We start from the raw sequence: 19,260 nt of genomic DNA on the forward strand, positions 1-19,260 counted from the left end.
GGCGGGGGTCACTCCTCGCGAATGGACGATCCCGCAGGCGGCTTGCGGCGTACGTTGCGGCGCAGGTCCATGACAAAGCCGATGATCTCGGCCACTGCCTGCCAATGTTCCATCGGGATGCGATCATCCACCTCAACCGCCGCATGCAAAGCACGGGCCAGCGGGCGGTTTTCTATCATTGGGATGTCGTGTTCCTTGGCCAGTTCGCGGATGCGCTGCGCCATCACATCGGCACCCTTGGCCACGCAGACGGGCACGTCATCGACACCCTGTTCATATTTCAACGCCACGGCGTAATGGGTCGGGTTGGTCAGGACCACGCTGGCGCCCGGGATCGCCTGCGCGATGCGCTGGCGCGCGCGGGCGCGGCGCAATTCGGCGCGGCGTCCCTTGATCTGTGGATCGCCCTCGCTGTCTTTATGCTCGTCGCGGATTTCCTTAAGGCTCATCATCTGTTTCTTCTTCCACTGCGCGCGCTTCCAGATGATGTCGGCAATAGCGATGGGCACAAGGAAAGTGGCTGTCACAAGGAAGATCCAGCGCACTTTTTGCAGCGTGGCGGCCAGCAGGGTTTCGGGCACAAAGGCTTGGGTCTGGCCCAATGATTGCGCGATGTCGCGCACGGCCCAGACGGTGATAAAGCCGATGACCAGCACCTTGACGGTGTTCTTGGCAAACTCGACAAAGGCCTCAGCTGAGAAGAGCCGCTTGAACCCCGACAGTGGGTTCAGTTTCGATATTTTCGGCTTGATGCGCTCGGCTGAGACTACAGTCTCCCCTTGGATCAGCACGCCAAAAAGCGCCGCCAGCACCATGATCCCGACCACCGGCATCATTGCCAGCCCCAGCGTAAAGCCCAGCGATTTTAGCACACTGCCAGCCTCAACCAAACCTGTGCCACCGGTGCCGATGGCGGTGACACCCGCCTCAAGCAGTGGGCCTTGCAGCGCCTCGACAATGCCACCGACCGAACTTGGCAGCACGAAAACAAGGATCATCAGCAGCGCGAAAACCAGCATCGCCGTGCCTGTCTCACGCGATTGGGGCACGTCGCCTTTCTTGCGCGCGTCGCGGAGCTTTTTCTCCGTCGGCTCTTCGGTCTTACTGCTCTTGTCTTCGTCCGACATGGCCTAGAACTCGTAGGTGGTAAGCCACTCCGCGAATGGCTCAAGAAACCCGCGCATCATGGTCGGAACCGCCAGAACCATCAAGGCCAGCCCGGCGGCAATCAGCAACGGCTGGGCGATAAAGAAGACCTGAAGGCTCGCCATCATGCGGTTGGCCAGCCCCATCCCGACGTTCAGCACCAGCCCCGCCACATAAAAAGGGGCGGCGATCGACAGACCAAGGTAGAGGCTGACTTGCGTGGCGCGGGCAAACTGATCGGTCAGATCCGCCAGCATGAAAGTGCCGGGGATGAAAACCTGATAAGACATCAGCAACGACTCGATAATCAGGTGATGCAGGTCTGTGACAAAGATCAATGCGGTCGCCCCGATCAGCAACATCGCCGCCATGGAGGTCGCCCCCTCGAACGCGCCAATGTTCGGTGCCAAGGCATTCGCCAGCCCCGACATCAGCGCCATCTGATAGCCCGCAAATTGCAGCGCCGAGAGCAGCGTGCGCGCCACAAGCCCGATCCAGAGGCCGACAGTGATCTCGGATCCGAAGATCAACAGCAAGGCACCGGGGCGGTCTTCGGCCACCGGGCCAAGTCCGGTCACGGGATAGAGCGCGGCACTCAGGATCAGACCAAAGAACAGCCGATGCCGGGTCGGGACAGAGGTTTCAGCAAAGCCCGGCATGAACAACAACGCGCTGCCAATGCGGGCGAAGACGACGAAATATCCCATCAGCGCGTCGGTTAGGAGGGCGGACAGGTCCATCCCTAGCCCCCGATGGTGGCGACGGTCCGCAGGGATACTTTGCGATGAATTTCGGCGTTAGAGATCACCGGCGTCATCGGGCTAACCCGCTCTAGCATGGAGCGCACATAAGACCGCGCCTCGGGGTTGACCATCAGCGCGGGCCAGCTGTCTTCAGAGGCGAAGCGTTGAATTTGCTGGCGGGCTTGCAGCACAAATTCCTGCACCCGTTTGGGCGACATGACGAATGTCCGGTCATCGCCGACCATTTTGACCGCGTCAATGAACTCGGCCTCCCATGACGGCGACAGGGTGATGACGGGCACAAATCCCTGCCCATCGGACAGACCTTGGCAAATCTGGCTCGACAGACGACGGCGCACGTTTTCTAGCACCAGCGCGGGCTTGCTCGTTTGGCGCGTGGCTTCGGCCATCGCCTCAACAATCAGCGGCAGGTTGCGGATTGAGACGCGCTCTAGCAGCAGTTCCTGCAAGACCTGCTGCACCAGAATGGCGGGGGAGGGGACGGGCAGGTCGTTGACCAGCTTTTGGTAATTCCGGTCCAGCCCCTCGATGGCCTCTTTCGCCGAGCCATAGGTGAGCAGTTCGGACATGTTCTCTTTCACCACTTCGGTCAGATGCGTGGTGATGACACTTTCGGGATCGACGACCGTATAGCCCTGCGCCTCGGCCTGATCGGCGACCTTGCTGTCGACCCAAAGCGCGTCCAGTCCGAAGGTGGGTTCACGCGTGGCCTCACCCGGCAGTTGCAGCGGCGCGCCCTCGGGATTGATCACCATCATCTGATTGGCGCGGATGTCGCCCTTGGCGACATCGACACCGTGAATCTGGAACGAGTAGCTGTTAATCGGCAAGCTCACGTCATCCTTGATCCGCACCGACGGCATGGGGAAACCGAACTCTTCGGCGAAATGCTTGCGCAGCGATTTGATCTTGCTCGGCAGCACCGCGTCGGGACGGTTGGCCAATGCCACCAGCCCTTCACCCAGTACCAGCCGCAACTCGTCGAGGTGCATGGGGTTGCTGTCGACCTCCGGCATGTCCTGCTTTTTCTGCGCCTCCGCGTCGGCCTGCGCCTTGGCGTCTGCCGCCTCTGCTGCGCCGCGTTGGATCACCACGCCCAAGCCCACCATGGCAGCGGCCAGCAGCGCAAAGACCAGCAGCGGAAAACCCGGCAGAAGGCCGATGCCGAACAATAGGATCGCTGCCATATAAAGCGCCTTAGGAAAGTTCGACAGCTGGTCAAAGACCGCTTCGTTCGCCGCGCCACGCGTGCCGCCCTTGGTCACGATCAGACCCGCGGCCAGCGACACGACCAGCGCCGGAATCTGGCTGACCAGCCCGTCGCCAATGGTCAGCGAGGTAAAGACGTTAAAGGCATCGCCCACGCCCATGCCGCGCTGCACGACACCGATCAGAATGCCGCCGACCACGTTGATCAGCGTGATGATAAGCCCCGCCACCGCATCGCCGCGCACGAATTTCGAGGCACCATCCATGGCACCGAAAAACGCGCTTTCGTCTTCCAGTTCCTTACGGCGGCGGCGGGCCTCGTCTTCGTCGATTAGCCCAGCACCCATGTCAGCATCGATCGCCATCTGTTTGCCCGGCATCGCATCCAGAGAGAAACGCGCGGCAACTTCGGCGATACGGGTCGAACCCTTTGTAATAACGACAAAGTTAATAATGACGAGAATGGCAAAGATCACCACGCCGATGACGAAATTGCCTGCCACGATGAACTTGGAGAAGCCCTGGATCACATCGCCCGCGGCGTGCAGGCCGGCATGGCCTTCGCTGAGGATCAGCCGCGTTGAAGCCACGTTCAGCGACAGGCGCAGCATGGTGGTGACCAGCAACAGCGTTGGGAAAGAGTTGAACTGCAACGGCGAAGGGATCCACAGCGCGACCATGAAGATCAGCACGCTGAGCGACAGCGACAGCGCCAGCCCAAAGTCCAGCAAGATCGGCGGCAGCGGCAGGAACAGAACCGCCAGCACCAGCGACATGCCCACGGCAAAGCTGACGTCCTTATTGGCGCCAAACATGCGCCATTGCGGCATCATGGAGTTTGGTTTCGTGCTCATCCCGCATTCTCCGCTTTGACGGTGGTGAATTGCGGCAAGACGGGCTGCATTTCATGCGCGGAGTAAAGCGAACGGCGGGCATTTTCCGCCCCGCCGATCTGCGCGCCCCAAGTGGCCTTGGCCGCCAACCTGTCGTAGCTGCCGGAGGATTTCGCCGCAGGTTTCCGTGGACGCACGGCAACAGGGCTGGCACTGGCCAGCGCCTGAAACTCCGGCAGCCGCGCATTGGCGGCGGAGATGTTCTTTTGCAGTCGGTCGAGGTAAACGTCGCGGTATTCTGGTTCGAACGAATGATAGGATCCGGCGGCCTGCATCCAACTGCCCGTGCGCCGGTGCAACCGCTTGAGGAAACGCGCGGCGTAATCGACATTCACCCGCGGATCAAAACCTTCGCTCACGCTGGCAAAGGCATCGGGGTGCCAGCGCATGTTGATCTGCATACAGCCCACGTCGATAGAGCGGATGCCGCTCGCCTGCCGTTCGGCCACCCAATCAAGTGCTGCGTTGCGGTTGTCAAACAGCCGCCCTTCGCCTGCCGCGTTCACCGCATAGGGCCAGACCGTGAAATGTCCGTTGCGCCTTGTGCCTGCTTCTTGCAGGCCGATGGCCAGCAGTAAATTGTCAGGAATGCCATGCCGCGTCTGTGCTGCGAGGATTTCGCGGATGCAGACGCCTTCGGGCCCGCCCTTAGCGGCCAGCGTGCGTGCCGTCGAGGTTACCGCATTTTTCTGCGATGGCTCATAAAATGACCCCCAGCCCTGTGCGAGGACAGGGGTGCTAAAGACCACCCCAACCAGCGCCGCGCGGGCGATATGCCAAAACACCCTCACAGCCCACCGCTCTGCACAAGGTCAAAGACCGTGTCCGACAGGTTCTTTAGCGTGGCATACATAAACGGCGTCGCGACCAGCAGGGTGAGAAAGATCATCACGATCTTGGGCACGAAGGTCAGCGTCATTTCTTGAATTTGCGTGAGTGCTTGGAAAAACGCGATCACCAAACCAATGCCCAATGCCACCCCCAGCACCGGACCAGAGGCCAAAAGCACTGCCCAGACGGTGTCAGAGATGATGTCATAGGTCTGGGTTTCGGTCATGGCCTAGATCGGCATCCGCAGGATTTCCTGATAGGCTTCGACAAAGCGGTCGCGCACCGACACGGCCACTTTCACGGTGCTTTCCATCGCGAGCATCGCCTCGACCACCTGTTGTGTATCCGCCTCACCGCGCAGCCCGGCTTGGGCCACGGCCTCGCCCCCGCGCACCGTTTCCAGCGCGCTTTCCGAGGCCTGCTGCACCAGATTGGTGAAACTATTGGCGCTGGCGCCGGCTTCTTCGGCGATGCCTTCGCCCTTTTGGCCCGTCAGCGATTGCGAGGTGCGGTAGGCACCCCGGACGGCGGCGGTAGAGATCAGGGACGCAGGATCGCTCATGTCAGCCTCACTTCAGCAGGTCGAGCATTTGGCTGCGCATCCGGCGGCCGGACTCGAACATGTTCATGTTTGCCTCATAATTCCGCGATGCTTCGCGCATGTTGGCCATCTCAATGATCGGATCGACATTCGGGCGATTGACATAGCCAGTGTCATCCGCTGCCGGATGCGCTGGATCATAGTCGCGCCGGAAGGGCGATTGATCACGCCCAATACGGTCAACCTCAACCAGTGATCCGCCCCCGTTACGGTCAATCAACTCGGAAAAGCTGATGGTCTTGCGGCGGAAAGGATCAGCGCCGGGCGTGGTCCCCGTTGAATCGGCGTTGGCTACGTTTTCCGAAATCACCCGCAGACGCGCGGTCTGCGCGGTCATCCCGCTGGCGGCAATTTTGGCGATAGACTGAAGCGGATCCATGCGTTTTCCTTACCTGTTCCCGGTGACGGCCATGGTGAGCATGTCATAGCTCTTGCGATAAAGCTGTGCGGCCAACCTGTAATGATCGTCGATCTCGGCGGCCTTCACGGCCTGTTCTTCTAGGTTGACGGTATTGCCGTCCAGCGTTGTGCCGAGGGCGCTGCGATCCGTCACCTCGCGAACGCCGGGTGTGCCTTGGGCCACGCCGGTGAAATGCTTGTCATGGGTTGTTACTAACCCATTATCGCGCGAAAGCTCTACGCTCAGCATTGAGGCGAAGGACGACACGTCACGCGCCTTAAAGTTCGGCGTCGATGCGTTGGCCACGTTTTCAGACACAACCTTTTGCCGGGCCGAAAGCCACTGCATCCGGTCCGAAGCGAGCCCAAGAATAGAAAGATTAGACAAGTTCATTTTTTTGCCTATAGCCTGTTTAATCCTTGTATAGTAAATAATAGCCTACTCTCCTAGAGGAAATTTATCCATGCAGACACTCTTTTCCGAGCTGACAAGCTTTGCCCGCGAGGCGGGCGAGGCCGAGATCACCGGCGAAGTGCGGGCGATCACCGGCATTACCCTGACTGCCGTGGGGCTGGAGCGGGTGCTGGGCATCGGTGAGCGCTGCATCGTGCATGGCTCTGACGGGCCGGTCCATGCAGAGGTCGTAGGCTTAGGCACGCATGGCACAGAATTGCTCCCCTTCGGTTCGTGGCGCGGGGTCGCAGCGGGTGATCGGGTTGAGGTCGCGATTGGCCGCGATGTGATCCGCCCGGATGAAAGCTGGAAGGGGCGGGTGATCAGTGCCTCTGCCGCACCGCTCGACGGGAAGGGACATCTGCCTGAAGGCAACCAACCGCGCCCGCTGCGCGCGCCCCCTCCGGGTGCGTTCGACCGCAAACGCATCGGCCCGAAACTGGCAACCCATGTGCGCGCGCTCGATGTGTTCACCCCGCTTTGCCAAGGCCAGCGCTTGGGCATTTTTGCAGGCTCTGGTGTCGGTAAATCGACGCTTATGGCCATGCTGGCACGCTATACAGAGTGTGATGTGGTGGTCATGGCGTTGGTCGGCGAGCGGGGCCGCGAGGTGCAGGATTTCATTTCATCCGACCTTGGCCCCGAGGGAATGGAGAAGGCGGTGCTGGTGGTCGCCACCGGAGATGAGCCGCCGCTCACCCGCCGCCAGGCGGCGTGGACGGCTATGGCCGTGGCCGAGCATTTCCGCGATCAGGGCCAGCATGTGTTACTGCTGATGGACAGCGTGACCCGTTTTGCCATGGCGCAGCGCGAAATCGGCCTCGCGTCACGCGAACCCCCCACCGCCAAGGGCTATCCGCCGACGGTGTTTTCAGAGCTTCCGCAGATGCTCGAACGTGCCGGGCCGGGGCCGGTGGGCAAGGGCGATATCACCGCGATTTTCACCGTTCTAGTAGATGGTGACGATATGAACGACCCCATCGCCGACGCCGTGCGCGGCATCACGGACGGGCATATCGTGCTCGACCGCAAGATTGCCGAAAAGGGCCGCTACCCGGCGATTGACCTGCTGGCCAGCGTCTCGCGGACGTTGCCGGATTGCCACAGTGATGTGGAGTATACGCTGCTGACTGCCGCTCATAAGGCGCTGGCGGCCCATGCCGATATGGAGGAATTGATCCGCATCGGCGCTTATCGCAGTGGCAGCAACCCCGAATTGGACCGCGCCATCGCCTTTGCCGGACCTTGCGAGGCCTTCCTCAGCCAGCGTAAGGCCGAGCATACCCCGCCGCAGTCCTCGTTCGCCGAGGTGGCAGGGATGCTCGACCGTGCCGGGATCAGCCCCGGTTAGGCCCGCCTATTGCAGGCGGCGCAGCAGCTTGACCGAAGGCTCGCCCGTCGCAGGCAGGCCCACGCTGGCCTGATAGGCGCTGATCGCTTTGCGGCTGTTTGGCCCGATCACCCCATCGGTGCCATCGGTGTCAAACCCCCGCGCGGTCAGCCGCTGTTGCAGCGCCATACGGTCGTCTTTGGTCAACCCATTGGCATCGGGTGGGAAGCTGCCGCGCAGCGGCCCGCCCCCGGCGATGCGGTCGGCCAGATGGCCTACGCCAATCGCGTAGCTGTCGGAGTTGTTGTAGCGCTTCAGCGCCCGGAAATTGCTGGTCACGACAAACTGCGGGCCGCCTGCCTGCGGCTGGATCACCGATCCGGCGCTGGCGGGGATGCTGCCCAATTCACCACCCCATTTAACACCGCGCGTCCAACCATTACGCGACAGATAGGCGGCGGTCGACGCCAGCGCATCGCTGGGGTCTTCCGACCAGATGTCGCGTCGCCCGTCGCCGGTGAAATCCACGGCAAAGGCTTGATAGGACGTGGGAATGAACTGTGTATGCCCCATCGCGCCTGCCCAAGACCCGGTAAGGCGGTCCGCGCTGATGTCGCCGTTTTGCAAGATTTTCAGCGCCGCGATCAGTTGCTTTTCAAAGAATGCGCCGCGCCGCCCGTCATAGGCCAGTGTTGAGGTGGCGGAGACCACAGGCACATTGCCGCGCCGTTCGCCAAAGAAGCTCTCAAGCCCCCAGACCGCCGCGACGATCTCGGCGGCGACGCCGTAGCGGTTCTCAATCGCGCTGAGCGTGCTGCGGTGCCGTGCGAAAGCGGCACGGCCTTTGGAAATGCGTTCGTCCGAGGCCGCGATGGCGAGGTAATCTTCCAAGCTGCGGCTGAATTCCGTTTGGTTGCGGTCCCGTTTCACCACACCCGGCAGGTAGCCCGCGCCGCTGAAACCTTGGGCCAATGTACTGGCAGAAATCCCTTGCGCCGAGGCACGGCCCTTAAACGACGCGACCCAAGCATCGTATCCTGCATTGGCCACGGGCCGCAGATCGTCCGGCATCCCTGCCGCCGCAGCGGGGCCGAGCGCGCCGCCGCCGTTCGAGCAGGCCGATGTTAGCCCCAGTGCGGCGAGGCCGAATGCGAATGTTCTGCGTGAATGTCTCATGAAACCTGCCTGTCGCTGCATTGTTGCGTTTTGCGCAGCATATCGCAGGCAGGTCGCCCGACAAGTCGGGATTGCTATGATGGCAAGGCTTTGCCGAGGAATCCCTGGCCCTTGGGCTTATTGTCCGGGCCGGTAGAGCGGCACGGTCGACATCGACATCTTGGCCGATCCGTCCTGCACCTGCTGGCTGTGGCTGATGTAGATCAGTGTGTTGTTCTCTTTGTCGAAAATACGCTTCACCCGCAGGGTTTTAAAGATGATCGAGCGGCGTTCGCTGAAGACATTCTCGCCTTCATCATCCATCTCGATATCACCCACTTCAATCGGGCCGGTCTGACGGCAAGAGATGGAGGAGTTCGACGGGTCCTCAAACCAGTTGCCCTTTTGCAGGCGGTCAATCAAACCGCGCTCGAAATAGGCCAGATGGCAGGTCACGCCCTTGACCTTGGGGTCGGCCACCGCTTCGACGATGATGTCATTGCCGAGCCAGTCCACGTCGACATTCCCCACCTGTTCGGCAGAGGCAGCAGTGGCGAAAAGCCAAGCGGAGAGGGCGGCGGCGCGCGCGAAAATCTTGTTCATGGCAGGCAAACGCGCGACGGGCCGGGCGGTTCCCTTGGGGGCTTCGAATTGTCGATTGTCTTTAGTGCCGTTCTGCCAAGGCGCAAACGGCTTCATGCTGGCTGAGAAACACTTCGCCCGTCAGCTCATCCAAGAAATGGCTGCGCTGAAGACGGTCCATCACCGGGCCTTTCACCTCGCTGAGGTGCAGCCGGATATCGGCATCTCGTAGCCGTGTGTTGATCGCCTCAAGCGACTCCAGTGCCGAAAGGTCGATCTCATTCACTGCCGGAAACATCAGGACCACATCCGTCAGCTCGGGCTTCTCGGCGGCATAGCGTGCAAGCTGGTCCTCTAGGTAGCGCGCGTTGGGGAAGTAGAGGCTCTCATCCACCCGCAGCGACAGCACATGCGGTTGGGTCTCAACCTCATGGCGCAGCACATTGCGGAAATGTTCAGTGCCCGGCACGCGGCCCACCACGGCCATATGCGGGCGCGAGGTCTTATAAAGGTGTACAAGGATTGAGGTGATGACCCCGGCGCTCACCCCCGCTTCGACACCGAAGATCAACGTCATCAGGATCGTCACGCTCACGGCCGCAAAATCGGCGTGGCTAAAGGCCCAAGCGCGTTTGAGGATCGAGAAATCGACGAGGCTCAGCACCGCGACGATGATCGTGGCGGCGAGCGTCGCCTTGGGCAGGAAGAAAATCAGCGGCGTGAGAAACAGCGCCGCGAGCGCCAGCCCTACGGCGGTGAAGGCGCCCGCGGCGGGCGTCTCGGCCCCCGCGTCGAAGTTCACCACAGAGCGGGAGAAGCCCCCGGTGACCGGGAAACCCCCGGTGAAGGCGGCCCCGAGGTTCGCACTGCCCAGACCGATGAGTTCTTGATCCGGATCGATGCGCTGGCGTTTCTTGGCGGCCAATGTCTGCGCCACGCTGATGCTCTCTACAAAGCCGATGATCGAAATCAGCAGCGCGGGGATGAAAAGCTGGGACAGTAGGTCCGGCGAGAAGGAAGGCAGGGTGAGCGGCGGCAGACTTTGGGGCACCTCGCCCACGATGGCCACGCCGCGGCTGCCCAGATCAAAGGCCCAAACCGCCAGTGTGGTGCCGACGATCGCCAGAACCGGGCCCGTTTTTGCCCCGATATCAGCCATGCGCGGCCCCAGCCCGATACGCAAGAGCAAGGGCTTCAGCCCGCCCCGGACCCAGAATAGAAACGCTGTCGTGGTTACGCCGAGCAGCAGGGTGATCGGGTTCACCTCCCCCAGATGCGCCCAAAGACTGGCGAGGATTTCGACCAGCGTATGGCCTTCGCCTTCGACCCCCAGAATATGGCGCAACTGGCTGGCGGCGATCAGAATGCCCGAGGCGGTGATGAACCCCGCGATCACAGGGTGAGACAGGAAATTCGCCAAAAACCCCAGCCGAAACAGCCCAAGCGCCAGCAGTATCGCGCCCGACAGAAACGCCAGCGTCAGCGCCGCCGTGACATAGCCCGCCGTGCCAGCTTCGGCGATGTTGCCCACCGCCGCCGCCGTCATCAGCGACACCACCGCCACTGGCCCCACTGCCAGCGCCCGGCTGGTGCCGAAAATCGCATAAAGCACAATCGGCGCGATAGAAGCATAGATACCCGCCTCAGGCGGCATCCCCGCAAGCAGCGCATAGGCCAGCGATTGCGGGATCAACATGATGGTGACGATCACCGCCGCCACCATATCTCCGGTGAACTGGCCACGGTCATAGCGCCGCCCCCAGTCGAGGATCGGCAGATATTGCGCAAGCGGCGGCAGGGTCATGTTGGGCTATCCGTCAAGGGGGAGGGGGGCCGCCCCGAAGGGCCGCCCGGTCTGGTTTAGTCGAAGCGGTTCACCGGCAGTTTCAGGTAGTGATTGCCGTCATCCTCTGCCGGGGGCAGCCGCCCGCCACGCAGGTTGATCTGCAAGGCGGCAAGGATGCGGTTCGGCAGCGATAGGGTTGCGTCTCGCTTCTGGCGGCGCTCGATATAGTCCTCGCGCTTTGTGCCGTCCTTAACGTGGATGTTCTTGGTCTTGTGCTCATCCACCGTGGCTTCCCACGTCGGCTCCTTGCGCTCATCGGTGCCGTAGTCATGGCCGATGTAAAGCCGTGTGTCGCCGGGCAGGGCTAGGATGTCTTGGATCGAGTCCCAAAGCTCTGCCGTTTTGCCCCCCGGAAAATCCGACCGCGAGGTGCCTGCATCGGGCTGCATCAATGTGTCATGCACGAAGGCCGCATCGCCGCAGACGTAGGTGATCGACCCCAGCGTATGGCCGGGCGACAGCATCACCTTGGCGTCCAATTCACCAATCTTAAACGTCTCCCCCTCTTCAAACAGATGATCAAAATCGCGGTCGGGGTCAAAAGCCTTTGGCAAATTATAAAGATCCGCCCAAATCTTAGCGATCTCAGGCACCAGCGCACCGATGGCATTGGGCGCGCCGGTCCGTTCTTTCAGGTGGGCGGAGGCCATGACGTGGTCGGCATGGGGATGCGTATCAAGCACCCATTCCACGCTCAGACCGTGCTCTTTCACAAGATCCAAGACCTGATCCATGCTTTCGGTGCTGAACTTGTAGTTCTTCGGGTCAAAGTTCCAGACCACGTCGATCAGCGCGGCCTTTTTGGTCGCCGGATCGGCGCAGATGTATTGGATCGAGCCTGTGTCGGGCTCATAAATGCCCCAGACATCGGGGCTGCCTGCACCGGTTGAGGGGGAATGGCGCACAATGGGGGAGTTAAGAGGGTCGCTCATCAGGCAGTTCCTTCTTTAGTTTTCAGAGTCAAATCAGGGGTGTGGCGGGCGATCCACATGCCGCCCAGCATGAAGGGGACAAAGATCAACGTGCCACTGGCCGCCAAGGGCAGGGCGGTCAACGCAGGGCCGGGGCAAAAGCCGCCCAAGCCCCAGCCGACGCCAAAGATCGCAGCACCGGTCAGCAGCTTCGGCTCAAGATCATTACGGGTGGGAACGCGGAATGTGTTGTCGAAATAGGGGGTCTGACGGCTGCGGAACAGCAATGCAAAGCCCGGTGCGGTCACGGCGATGGCACCGCCCATGACAAAGGCGAGGCTGGGGTCCCATGTGCCAAAGACATCAAGAAAGTTCAGCACTTTGGCGGGGTCCGCCATGCCAGAGACGATAAGGCCGGTGCCAAAGACGAGGCCGGAGAGTAGCGCGAATATCTGTTTCATATCACGCCCCCAACACATGCCGCATGACGAATACGGTCACGAAAGCCGTTGCCATGAAGGTCACCGTCGCCACGATCGACCGCGCCGAGCCACGGCTGATCCCACAGACCCCATGGCCCGAGGTGCAGCCATTGCCATAGGTCGCGCCAAAACCGACCAACAGCCCGGCCAGAGCCATCAAAAGCGGGTTCGACGGCACCCATTGTTGCGGCCAGCCGCCCGAGACAATCAACCAAAGGGGCGCCGCAAGCAAAAGCCCCAGCACGAAAAAGAACGAAACGCCCCGCGCTTCGCCGTCACTGCTGCGCGCGAAAAGCCGTGAGGTCAGCCCGCTGATGCCCGCGATACGGCCGTTCGTTGCCATCAGCAGTACCGCCGAGGCTCCGATCAGCGCGCCGCCGCCCAGCGACAGCCAAGGTGTGAATTCGGTTTCCATCTCTCAACTCCTTACGCGCCCGCCTTGGCGGCTGGCTTGTCTCAGACTGCTATTCAGTATATATTACCCATTCCTAATATTCAATGATGCTAATATGAAAAACTCGGACGATTTCTTGGACGGTGACATTGCCGGAGCGGCTGCTCTGATGACGATGCTCGCATCAGAGGCGCGGCTGCAGATCCTGTGCCGTCTGCTGGGCGGAGAGCGTTCGGTTGGGGATTTGGCGCAGGCCTGCGGGTTGTCTCAATCCACCATGTCACAGCAGCTCAAAAAGCTGAAAGAAGCGGGGCTTGTAGACAGTCGCCGCGCGGGGCAGACGATCTTTTACCGGGTGAAAGGGCAGGAGGCCGTGGCGGTTCTGGAAACGCTGCACGGCCTCTACTGCGCGCAAAAATAAACGCCCGGCAAAACCGGACGCCTCTTTCATGCTTTGCGATCCGCGTAGGATTTGACCAACTGGCCGATCTTCTCTTCGGTCAGGTCAATGCCGCGTGATTTGCCTTCTTGCAGGGCCGTGTCACCGTCCCATCCCTTGTCTGCCGCAAGGGCCATCAGCGTCATCGCCCCGGCCCGCTTGCCCGAGGCGCAGTGCAGGAACACCGGCTGCGGCAGGTCATCCAATGACTTGCGGAATTCGTCCACCGTATCGGGGCCAAGCGTATCGGGCGTGACCGGATGGTGCAGGTAGTTCAGCCCCAGCTTCTCGGCCACCAGCCGCTCTTCATCGGGGGAAAGGCCGCCTTTCTCATCCGAAGCACGGAAGTTCACCACCGTTTTCATCCCGGCCGAGGCCGCCTGTTCCAGCGCTTTGGCGTCCGGCGTGAACAGGGCCACGTTATGCGTGGGATCGATGGTCGCGATCTTCTGGCTTTCGTCGGTCATTCTGGCCTCCTTCTCTGCGCGGGCCCATGTTGCCACGCGCGATGGTTTCAGCAGCACAACACAACTCCGCCGCAACTGTTCCCTGTGGACAGGGCGAGGCCTGCTTAGCCTGAGTATTTAAGTCAGCACTGTCACCGCCCCCCGTTGACGCTACACTGCTGCAAGCTGACCTTCGCCATCACGAACGAACCTCCCGCGCCCTTGGCCAAGGCGGTCTATGAAACCGTTCTGTTCGTCCGCGAAGGCACCGTAAACTGGCTGACGTTTTTCGACTTCGAGGAGTTGCCCGTAGGCCTCCAGTGCCCTGCAGGGTAGGGATGGGAAAAGGCCCATATGGTGTGAGGCAAGCTGGTTCAATTGCACGAATAGATACCCGACGTTGGTCCGCATGGCCAAGCCAGAGGTCCGACACAGTCGCCCAGCCCCAGGGCGTCCAGGTGACGCTTCCCCTTGTCATCAATGGAGAAATTTCCTTGCCCACGCACGATCACAGGTTGCGCGGCGCGCAGATTGCGGTGCAATACATATCGTATGAAGAATCCGATCCTTGGGATCGACCCTATTTACCGCTTCGCTCGCTGACCGCCAAATTAATCAGCACATTGCGAGAATTCGGAAAAGCTTGGGCTGACCTAGGGTCAGGATAAGCTTGACAGGTAAAATATTTTATCAAACGGTAAAATGAATAACCAACGGGGGATACCACATGACACAACGCAATCTCACACGCCGCTTCCTATTGGGCACGGCAGCCATGCTGGCCGGGGCCAGCCTTTTGCCGCAGGGCGCGCTGGCCGCTGAACCGCTGAAAGTCGCGGGCGTCTATACCGTGCCGGTCGAGCAGCAGTGGGTCAGCCGCATCCATAAAGCCGCTGAGACGGCACAGGAACGCGGCGACATCGAATATACATTCACCGAGAATGTCTCCAACACCGATTATGCCCGCGTGCTGCGCGAATATGCCGAAGCTGGGAACCAGTTGATCGTGGGCGAAGTTTTCGGCGCCGAAGCCGAGGCCCGCGAAGTTGCTGCCGATTACCCAGATGTGGCTTTCCTGATGGGCTCCAGCTTCAAGCAAGACGACGCTCTGCCAAACTTCGCCGTCTTCGACAACTACATCCAAGACGCCGCGTATCTATCAGGCATCATCGCGGGTGCCATGACTGAGAGCGGCAACATCGGCATGGTCGGCGGCTTCCCGATCCCGGAGGTGAACCGCCTGATGCATGCTTTCATGGCCGGCGCGCAGGAGATGAACCCCGACATCAAGTTCCAAGTCAGCTTCATCGGCTCGTGGTTCGATCCGCCTAAAGCCAAGGAAACCGCCTTTGCCATGGTCGAGCAGGGGGCCGACGTCCTCTATGCCGAGCGCTTCGGCGTCTCTGACGCGGCGCAGGAAAAAGGTATTTTGGCCATCGGCAACGTCATCGACACCCAAGCCGAATATCCCGAGACCGTTGTCGCCTCCGCCCTGTGGCATTTCGAGCCGACGCTCGACACCGCCATCGCCGCGGTGAAGGCCGGAGAGTTCAAGGCCGACGACTACGGCCGCTATTCCTTCATGGCCGAGGGCGGCTCCTCGCTGGCCCCTATGGGCACTTTCGAGGGCAAGGTCCCGCAAGAGGCGATGGATATGGTCAAGGAGCGCGAGCAGGCGATCAAGGACGGCTCTTTCACCGTCGAGATCAACGACGAAGAGCCAAAGTCCTCCTAAATGACCGATCAACATCCCGAGGCGCAGGTCGTTCTGCGCCTCGACAACATTACCAAGCGATTTGGCAAACTCACCGCCAATGACGCGATCAGCTTTGATTTGCGGCAGGGCGAAGTCATTGCCCTGCTTGGCGAAAACGGCGCGGGCAAGACCACGTTGATGAATATCCTGTTTGGCCATTACACGCCGGACGAAGGTTATGTCGAAGTCTTTGGCCAGCGTCTGCCCGCTGGCAATCCCCGCGCCGCGCTGGCTGCTGGCGTGGGCATGGTGCACCAGCATTTCACGCTGGCGGACAATATGACCGTGCTGGAAAACATCGTGCTCGGCACCAGCTCGATCTGGCGCCCCGGCTTTGGCCGGGCGCAGGCGCGGCAGCGGATCGTGACGCTGATGGAGGACTATGGGCTGCGCGTGGACCCCGAAGCCCAAGTCGGCAGCCTCAGCGTCGGCGAGCGCCAGCGGGTTGAGATCCTCAAAGCCCTCTACCACGAGGCGCGCGTCCTGATTTTGGACGAGCCCACCGCCGTCCTGACCCCTCAAGAGACCGAGGACCTCTTTGCCACCATGCGCAAGGCCGTGGCGCTTGGCCTCTCGGTCATCTTCATTTCCCACAAACTGCACGAGGTCATGGCAATCTCCTCCCGCGTCGTTGTGCTGCGCCACGGCAAATTGGTGTCCGAGGCCAAGACCGCTGAGACTGACCGCGCTGCCATGGCGCAGATGATGGTCGGCTCCGAGGTTGCAGCCCCCGTGGTGCGCCGCGCTGATCCGGGCGCGGCACTGGTCACGCTGGCAGGCGTCTCCACACTCGACATCGGCTCTGCACCGGGGCTGAAGAACGTTGACCTCGAGTTGCGCGCAGGCCAGATCACCGGGCTCGCCGGGGTCTCCGGCAACGGCCAAACCGCCCTTGCCGACCTCATCGGCGGGCTGCTCCGCCCTGCCTCCGGTACGTTTCACGTGAAAGGGGGCGCGCCACGCGGCTGGTCGCCCCATGCCGCGATCAGCGCAGGCATTGCCCGCATCCCCGAAGACCGACAAAAGACCGGCACCATCGCCGATTTCGACCTCACCGAGAACGCGGTGCTCGAACTTTATTCCCGCCCCGGTTTCTCCCGCCACGGCTGGATGAACTGGCGCGCCGCTCGCGATTTTGCCGCCAAGATCATCAAGGGCTACGACGTGCGCTGCCCCGGCCCCGAAACCCGCATCCGGCTGCTCTCAGGCGGCAACATGCAAAAGCTGATCCTTGGCCGCGTGCTGGAAACCGCGCCCTCGGTGGTGCTGGCCAACCAGCCGGTGCGCGGCCTCGACATCGGGGCGCTGACCTACGTGCACGAACAACTCCTCGCCGCGCGCGACCGCGGTGCCGCGGTGCTGCTGATCTCGGAAGACCTCGACGAGGTCACGGCGCTGTCGGACGTGATCCACGTGATCTCCGAAGGCCGCCTCTCGCCCGGGTTCGCCCGCGGCGCGCTCACCCCCGCCGAGCTGGGCGTCTGGATGGCGGGCGATGGATTCGAGGAGACCTCTCATGCGGCTTGAACCCGTCGCCAACTCCACTTGGACCCGCTCGCTGGGCCTGCCTGCGTTGGCACTTTTCGCCACGGTGGTCGCGGCCTCGCTGCTGGCCATGGTCGCAGGCGCGCAGCCGTTTTCGGTGCTGGGCCTGATCGTCAAAGGCGCCTTCGGCTCCAAATTCGCCACGTTGGAAACCCTCAACCGCGCCACGCCATTAATCTTCACCGGTCTCGCCGTCGCCGTCGCCTTCCGCGCCAAACTGTGGAACATCGGCGCCGAGGCCCAGCTTTACATGGGCGCGGTGGTCACGGTGGTGCTGGGCACCGGCGCGCTGGCTTGGCCCGCCTTTGCGCTGCTGCCCACCATCGCCGTGGCTGCCATGCTTGGCGGTGCGCTGGTGCTGCTGGTCCCGACCTTTCTCAAGACCCGCTTCGGCGTCGATGAAGTCGTCACCACGCTTTTGCTCAATTTCGTCGTTCTGCTTTGGGTCTCTATGCTGCTCGAAGGATCGCTGAAAGACCCGATGGGCCTCGGCTGGCCCAAATCCGCGCGGCTGATCGAAGAGGCGCGGCTGCCACGCATGGTCGACGGGCTGCGCCTGCACTGGGGCTTTGGCCTCGCACTGATCTCTGCCCTTATTGTCTGGGTGATCCAGCGCCGCACCACGCTCGGCTACGAGATGCGCGCCGTGGGTCTGAACCCCGCAGCGGCGCGGTTTGCAGGCATCCCGGTGAACCGCGTGTTAATCAAGACCGCACTGCTGTCGGGTGGCCTCGCGGCCCTCGCGGGGTTTTCAGAAGTGGCGGGGCTGAAGGGCAGCCTGACCTTGGATATTTCCCCCGGCTTTGGCTACACCGGCATCATCGTCGCCATGCTGGCGCTGCTGAATCCGCTGGGCGTGGTCATCGCCGCACTCTTCGTCGCGGGCATCTTCGTTGGCGCTGACAGCATGAGCCGCGCAGCCGGGGTGCCGACGTATCTGGCTGACATCATGCTGGCGCTGGCGCTTCTGGCGATGGTGCTGGCGATCATGCTGACCAAATTCCGGGTGAGGCGCGACTGATGGATATCCTTGACATCCTGCTGCAAGCCAGCTTCTGGACCGCCGCCATCCGCATCGCCTCGCCGCTGATCTTTGCTGCCTTAGGCGAGCTCATTTGCGAGCGGGCAGGGGTGCTGAACCTTGGCATCGAAGGCATCATGGCTGTCGGCGCCTTTGCCGGTTGGCTCACCGTCTACCTCGGCGGCGGCCTGTGGTTCGGGGTTGCGGTGGCAATGCTCTCGGGCATGGCCTTCGGGCTCGTGCACGGCGTGCTCACCGTGCCTTTCGGTCTCAGCCAGCATGTCGTCGGCCTTGGCATCACGCTGCTGGCCACGTCGCTCACCTACTACTGCTACCGTCTGGCGCTGCCCGAGGTCACCTCGCCGCCGAAGATCGAAGCCTTCCAACCGCTTGAAATCCCGATCCTCTCCGACATCCCTGTGATCGGCCCCGCGCTTTTTAACCAGACCCCGCTGACCTATCTGGCCTTCGTGCTGGTCTTGGTCGTAACATTGGTGCTCTACCGCACGCCCATGGGCCTCGCCCTGCGCGCAGCAGGCGAGAACCCGGCGGCGGTCGAGGCACAGGGGCTCAGCGTTTCTGCCATCCGCATCGGCGCGGTGATGGTCGGCAGCGGGTTTATGGCCGTGGGCGGGGCGTTTCTGACCATGTCGGCGTTCAACTCCTTCTTCTTTGAGATGGTCAACGGGCGTGGGTGGATCTGCATCGCACTGGTGGTCTTTGGCTCGTGGAAACCCGGCAAGACGCTGCTGGGCGCTGTGCTGTTCGCGGCCTTTGATGCGTTGCAAATTCGAGTGCAACAGACACCACTTGGCGCGGATATTCCCTATCAGATATTCCTGATGGCCCCTTACATCCTATCGATCCTCGCGCTGGTCGTTATGTCGCGGCGGGCACAGGTGCCTGCGGCGCTGATGGTGCCATTCAACAAAGGTGAGCGCTGAACGGCTCGCTATTGATCACTAAGGGCTGCCCCCGACCGCGGGTGGGGGAGAAGCCCCCGTCCAGGGGGGCGGTCGGGGGCTGCCCGGCCTGCGTCCGGGCGGGACATAATTA

The 19,260-nt window shown here is 61.7% G+C and carries 21 protein-coding genes; 6 read left to right on the top strand and 15 right to left on the bottom strand.

What is annotated here, in order from left to right; genetic code table 11:
- Window positions 1-8: 8 nt before the first annotated feature.
- From flhB to flgB, 8 genes are read right to left on the bottom strand one after another with little or no spacing between them, the layout of a single operon-like run.
- Window positions 9-1,127, bottom strand: coding sequence for a flagellar biosynthesis protein FlhB (gene flhB, locus WNY61_RS07215; RefSeq protein ID WP_342850800.1), 1,119 nt, complete (start codon window positions 1,125-1,127; stop codon window positions 9-11).
- Between the two features lie 3 nt (window positions 1,128-1,130).
- The gene (locus WNY61_RS07220; RefSeq protein ID WP_342850801.1) at window positions 1,131-1,886 is read right to left on the bottom strand and encodes a flagellar biosynthetic protein FliR; all 756 of its coding nucleotides are present in this window, start codon (window positions 1,884-1,886) and stop codon (window positions 1,131-1,133) included.
- A 2-nt stretch (window positions 1,887-1,888) separates the two neighbouring features.
- On the bottom strand, window positions 1,889-3,973 hold the full coding sequence (gene flhA, locus WNY61_RS07225; RefSeq protein WP_342850802.1) for a flagellar biosynthesis protein FlhA: 2,085 nt from the start codon (window positions 3,971-3,973) through the stop codon (window positions 1,889-1,891).
- Complete coding sequence (locus WNY61_RS07230) at window positions 3,970-4,803, bottom strand: lytic transglycosylase domain-containing protein (protein WP_342850803.1); 834 nt, start codon at window positions 4,801-4,803, stop codon at window positions 3,970-3,972. The genes flhA and WNY61_RS07230 overlap by 4 nt, the downstream gene beginning before the upstream one ends.
- Window positions 4,800-5,069 carry a flagellar biosynthesis protein FliQ gene (gene fliQ, locus WNY61_RS07235; RefSeq protein WP_342850804.1) on the bottom strand — a complete coding sequence of 90 codons (270 nt, stop codon included), beginning with the start codon at window positions 5,067-5,069 and terminating at the stop codon, window positions 4,800-4,802. Before fliQ ends, WNY61_RS07230 begins: the two co-directional genes overlap by 4 nt.
- A gap of 3 nt (window positions 5,070-5,072) precedes the next feature.
- Complete coding sequence (locus WNY61_RS07240; RefSeq protein WP_007117617.1) at window positions 5,073-5,405, bottom strand: flagellar hook-basal body complex protein FliE; 333 nt, start codon at window positions 5,403-5,405, stop codon at window positions 5,073-5,075.
- A gap of 7 nt (window positions 5,406-5,412) precedes the next feature.
- On the bottom strand, window positions 5,413-5,823 hold the full coding sequence (flgC, locus tag WNY61_RS07245; RefSeq protein WP_342850805.1) for a flagellar basal body rod protein FlgC: 411 nt from the start codon (window positions 5,821-5,823) through the stop codon (window positions 5,413-5,415).
- 9 nt (window positions 5,824-5,832) lie between these two features.
- Complete coding sequence (gene flgB / locus WNY61_RS07250) at window positions 5,833-6,237, bottom strand: flagellar basal body rod protein FlgB (RefSeq protein ID WP_342850806.1); 405 nt, start codon at window positions 6,235-6,237, stop codon at window positions 5,833-5,835.
- Window positions 6,238-6,307: 70 nt separating this feature from the next.
- On the opposite strand from flgB, the gene WNY61_RS07255 reads away from it, so the two are divergent.
- Entirely contained in the window at window positions 6,308-7,648 is a 1,341-nt protein-coding gene (locus tag WNY61_RS07255; RefSeq protein ID WP_342850807.1) for a FliI/YscN family ATPase, read from the top strand.
- A gap of 6 nt (window positions 7,649-7,654) precedes the next feature.
- Here the strand turns inward: WNY61_RS07255 and WNY61_RS07260 are convergent, their stop codons facing one another.
- The 6 genes from WNY61_RS07260 to WNY61_RS07285 all read right to left on the bottom strand — a co-directional run bounded on the left by WNY61_RS07260 (window position 7,655) and on the right by WNY61_RS07285 (window position 13,018).
- Window positions 7,655-8,803 (bottom strand): lytic murein transglycosylase, encoded by a 1,149-nt coding sequence (locus WNY61_RS07260; RefSeq protein WP_342850808.1) that lies wholly within the window; start codon window positions 8,801-8,803, stop codon window positions 7,655-7,657.
- Window positions 8,804-8,920: 117 nt separating this feature from the next.
- Window positions 8,921-9,385: a CreA family protein gene (locus tag WNY61_RS07265; protein WP_342850809.1), complete on the bottom strand. Its 465-nt coding sequence runs from the start codon at window positions 9,383-9,385 to the stop codon at window positions 8,921-8,923.
- Window positions 9,386-9,446: 61 nt separating this feature from the next.
- Window positions 9,447-11,168, bottom strand: coding sequence for a sulfate permease (sulP, locus tag WNY61_RS07270; RefSeq protein WP_342850810.1), 1,722 nt, complete (start codon window positions 11,166-11,168; stop codon window positions 9,447-9,449).
- Window positions 11,169-11,224: 56 nt separating this feature from the next.
- Window positions 11,225-12,142: an MBL fold metallo-hydrolase gene (locus tag WNY61_RS07275; RefSeq protein ID WP_342850811.1), complete on the bottom strand. Its 918-nt coding sequence runs from the start codon at window positions 12,140-12,142 to the stop codon at window positions 11,225-11,227.
- Window positions 12,142-12,582, bottom strand: coding sequence for a YeeE/YedE family protein (locus WNY61_RS07280; RefSeq protein WP_342850812.1), 441 nt, complete (start codon window positions 12,580-12,582; stop codon window positions 12,142-12,144). The genes WNY61_RS07275 and WNY61_RS07280 overlap by 1 nt, the downstream gene beginning before the upstream one ends.
- A 1-nt stretch (window position 12,583) precedes the next feature.
- On the bottom strand, window positions 12,584-13,018 hold the full coding sequence (locus tag WNY61_RS07285; RefSeq protein WP_067628499.1) for a YeeE/YedE family protein: 435 nt from the start codon (window positions 13,016-13,018) through the stop codon (window positions 12,584-12,586).
- Between the two features lie 94 nt (window positions 13,019-13,112).
- On the opposite strand from WNY61_RS07285, the gene WNY61_RS07290 reads away from it, so the two are divergent.
- On the top strand, window positions 13,113-13,418 hold the full coding sequence (locus WNY61_RS07290) for a metalloregulator ArsR/SmtB family transcription factor (RefSeq protein ID WP_067628498.1): 306 nt from the start codon (window positions 13,113-13,115) through the stop codon (window positions 13,416-13,418).
- Window positions 13,419-13,444: 26 nt separating this feature from the next.
- Here the strand turns inward: WNY61_RS07290 and WNY61_RS07295 are convergent, their stop codons facing one another.
- Complete coding sequence (locus tag WNY61_RS07295; protein ID WP_342850813.1) at window positions 13,445-13,903, bottom strand: sulfur transferase domain-containing protein; 459 nt, start codon at window positions 13,901-13,903, stop codon at window positions 13,445-13,447.
- Between the two features lie 706 nt (window positions 13,904-14,609).
- Between WNY61_RS07295 and WNY61_RS07300 the strand changes: the two genes are divergently transcribed.
- The 4 genes from WNY61_RS07300 to WNY61_RS07315 are packed head-to-tail and all read left to right on the top strand — an operon-like array spanning window position 14,610 to window position 19,148.
- Window positions 14,610-15,617, top strand: a complete 1,008-nt coding sequence (locus WNY61_RS07300; protein WP_342850814.1) for a BMP family protein — start codon at window positions 14,610-14,612, stop codon at window positions 15,615-15,617.
- A complete protein-coding gene (locus tag WNY61_RS07305) occupies window positions 15,618-17,165 on the top strand; it encodes an ABC transporter ATP-binding protein (protein ID WP_342850815.1) in 1,548 nt (515 codons plus the stop codon).
- Window positions 17,155-18,204, top strand: coding sequence for an ABC transporter permease (locus WNY61_RS07310; protein WP_342850816.1), 1,050 nt, complete (start codon window positions 17,155-17,157; stop codon window positions 18,202-18,204). The genes WNY61_RS07305 and WNY61_RS07310 overlap by 11 nt, the downstream gene beginning before the upstream one ends.
- Window positions 18,204-19,148 carry an ABC transporter permease gene (locus tag WNY61_RS07315; RefSeq protein WP_342850817.1) on the top strand — a complete coding sequence of 315 codons (945 nt, stop codon included), beginning with the start codon at window positions 18,204-18,206 and terminating at the stop codon, window positions 19,146-19,148. Before WNY61_RS07310 ends, WNY61_RS07315 begins: the two co-directional genes overlap by 1 nt.
- Window positions 19,149-19,260 lie beyond the last annotated feature (112 nt).

It is taken from the genome of Sulfitobacter sp. AS92 (genome assembly GCF_038900015.1).
Taxonomy (GTDB): domain Bacteria; phylum Pseudomonadota; class Alphaproteobacteria; order Rhodobacterales; family Rhodobacteraceae; genus Sulfitobacter.

Bases quoted from the DNA above. Each gene is read 5' to 3' on its own strand.
- flhB (WP_342850800.1), bottom strand. From the start codon at position 1,127: ATGTCGGACGAAGACAAGAGCAGTAAGACCGAAGAGCCGACGGAGAAA.
- WNY61_RS07220 (WP_342850801.1), bottom strand. From the start codon at position 1,886: ATGGACCTGTCCGCCCTCCTAACCGACGCGCTGATGGGATATTTCGTC.
- flhA (WP_342850802.1), bottom strand. From the start codon at position 3,973: ATGAGCACGAAACCAAACTCCATGATGCCGCAATGGCGCATGTTTGGC.
- fliQ (WP_342850804.1), bottom strand. From the start codon at position 5,069: ATGACCGAAACCCAGACCTATGACATCATCTCTGACACCGTCTGGGCA.
- WNY61_RS07240 (WP_007117617.1), bottom strand. From the start codon at position 5,405: ATGAGCGATCCTGCGTCCCTGATCTCTACCGCCGCCGTCCGGGGTGCC.
- flgC (WP_342850805.1), bottom strand. From the start codon at position 5,823: ATGGATCCGCTTCAGTCTATCGCCAAAATTGCCGCCAGCGGGATGACC.
- flgB (WP_342850806.1), bottom strand. From the start codon at position 6,237: ATGAACTTGTCTAATCTTTCTATTCTTGGGCTCGCTTCGGACCGGATG.
- WNY61_RS07255 (WP_342850807.1), top strand. From the start codon at position 6,308: ATGCAGACACTCTTTTCCGAGCTGACAAGCTTTGCCCGCGAGGCGGGC.
- WNY61_RS07260 (WP_342850808.1), bottom strand. From the start codon at position 8,803: ATGAGACATTCACGCAGAACATTCGCATTCGGCCTCGCCGCACTGGGG.
- WNY61_RS07265 (WP_342850809.1), bottom strand. From the start codon at position 9,385: ATGAACAAGATTTTCGCGCGCGCCGCCGCCCTCTCCGCTTGGCTTTTC.
- sulP (WP_342850810.1), bottom strand. From the start codon at position 11,168: ATGACCCTGCCGCCGCTTGCGCAATATCTGCCGATCCTCGACTGGGGG.
- WNY61_RS07275 (WP_342850811.1), bottom strand. From the start codon at position 12,142: ATGAGCGACCCTCTTAACTCCCCCATTGTGCGCCATTCCCCCTCAACC.
- WNY61_RS07280 (WP_342850812.1), bottom strand. From the start codon at position 12,582: ATGAAACAGATATTCGCGCTACTCTCCGGCCTCGTCTTTGGCACCGGC.
- WNY61_RS07285 (WP_067628499.1), bottom strand. From the start codon at position 13,018: ATGGAAACCGAATTCACACCTTGGCTGTCGCTGGGCGGCGGCGCGCTG.
- WNY61_RS07290 (WP_067628498.1), top strand. From the start codon at position 13,113: ATGAAAAACTCGGACGATTTCTTGGACGGTGACATTGCCGGAGCGGCT.
- WNY61_RS07295 (WP_342850813.1), bottom strand. From the start codon at position 13,903: ATGACCGACGAAAGCCAGAAGATCGCGACCATCGATCCCACGCATAAC.
- WNY61_RS07300 (WP_342850814.1), top strand. From the start codon at position 14,610: ATGACACAACGCAATCTCACACGCCGCTTCCTATTGGGCACGGCAGCC.
- WNY61_RS07305 (WP_342850815.1), top strand. From the start codon at position 15,618: ATGACCGATCAACATCCCGAGGCGCAGGTCGTTCTGCGCCTCGACAAC.
- WNY61_RS07310 (WP_342850816.1), top strand. From the start codon at position 17,155: ATGCGGCTTGAACCCGTCGCCAACTCCACTTGGACCCGCTCGCTGGGC.
- WNY61_RS07315 (WP_342850817.1), top strand. From the start codon at position 18,204: ATGGATATCCTTGACATCCTGCTGCAAGCCAGCTTCTGGACCGCCGCC.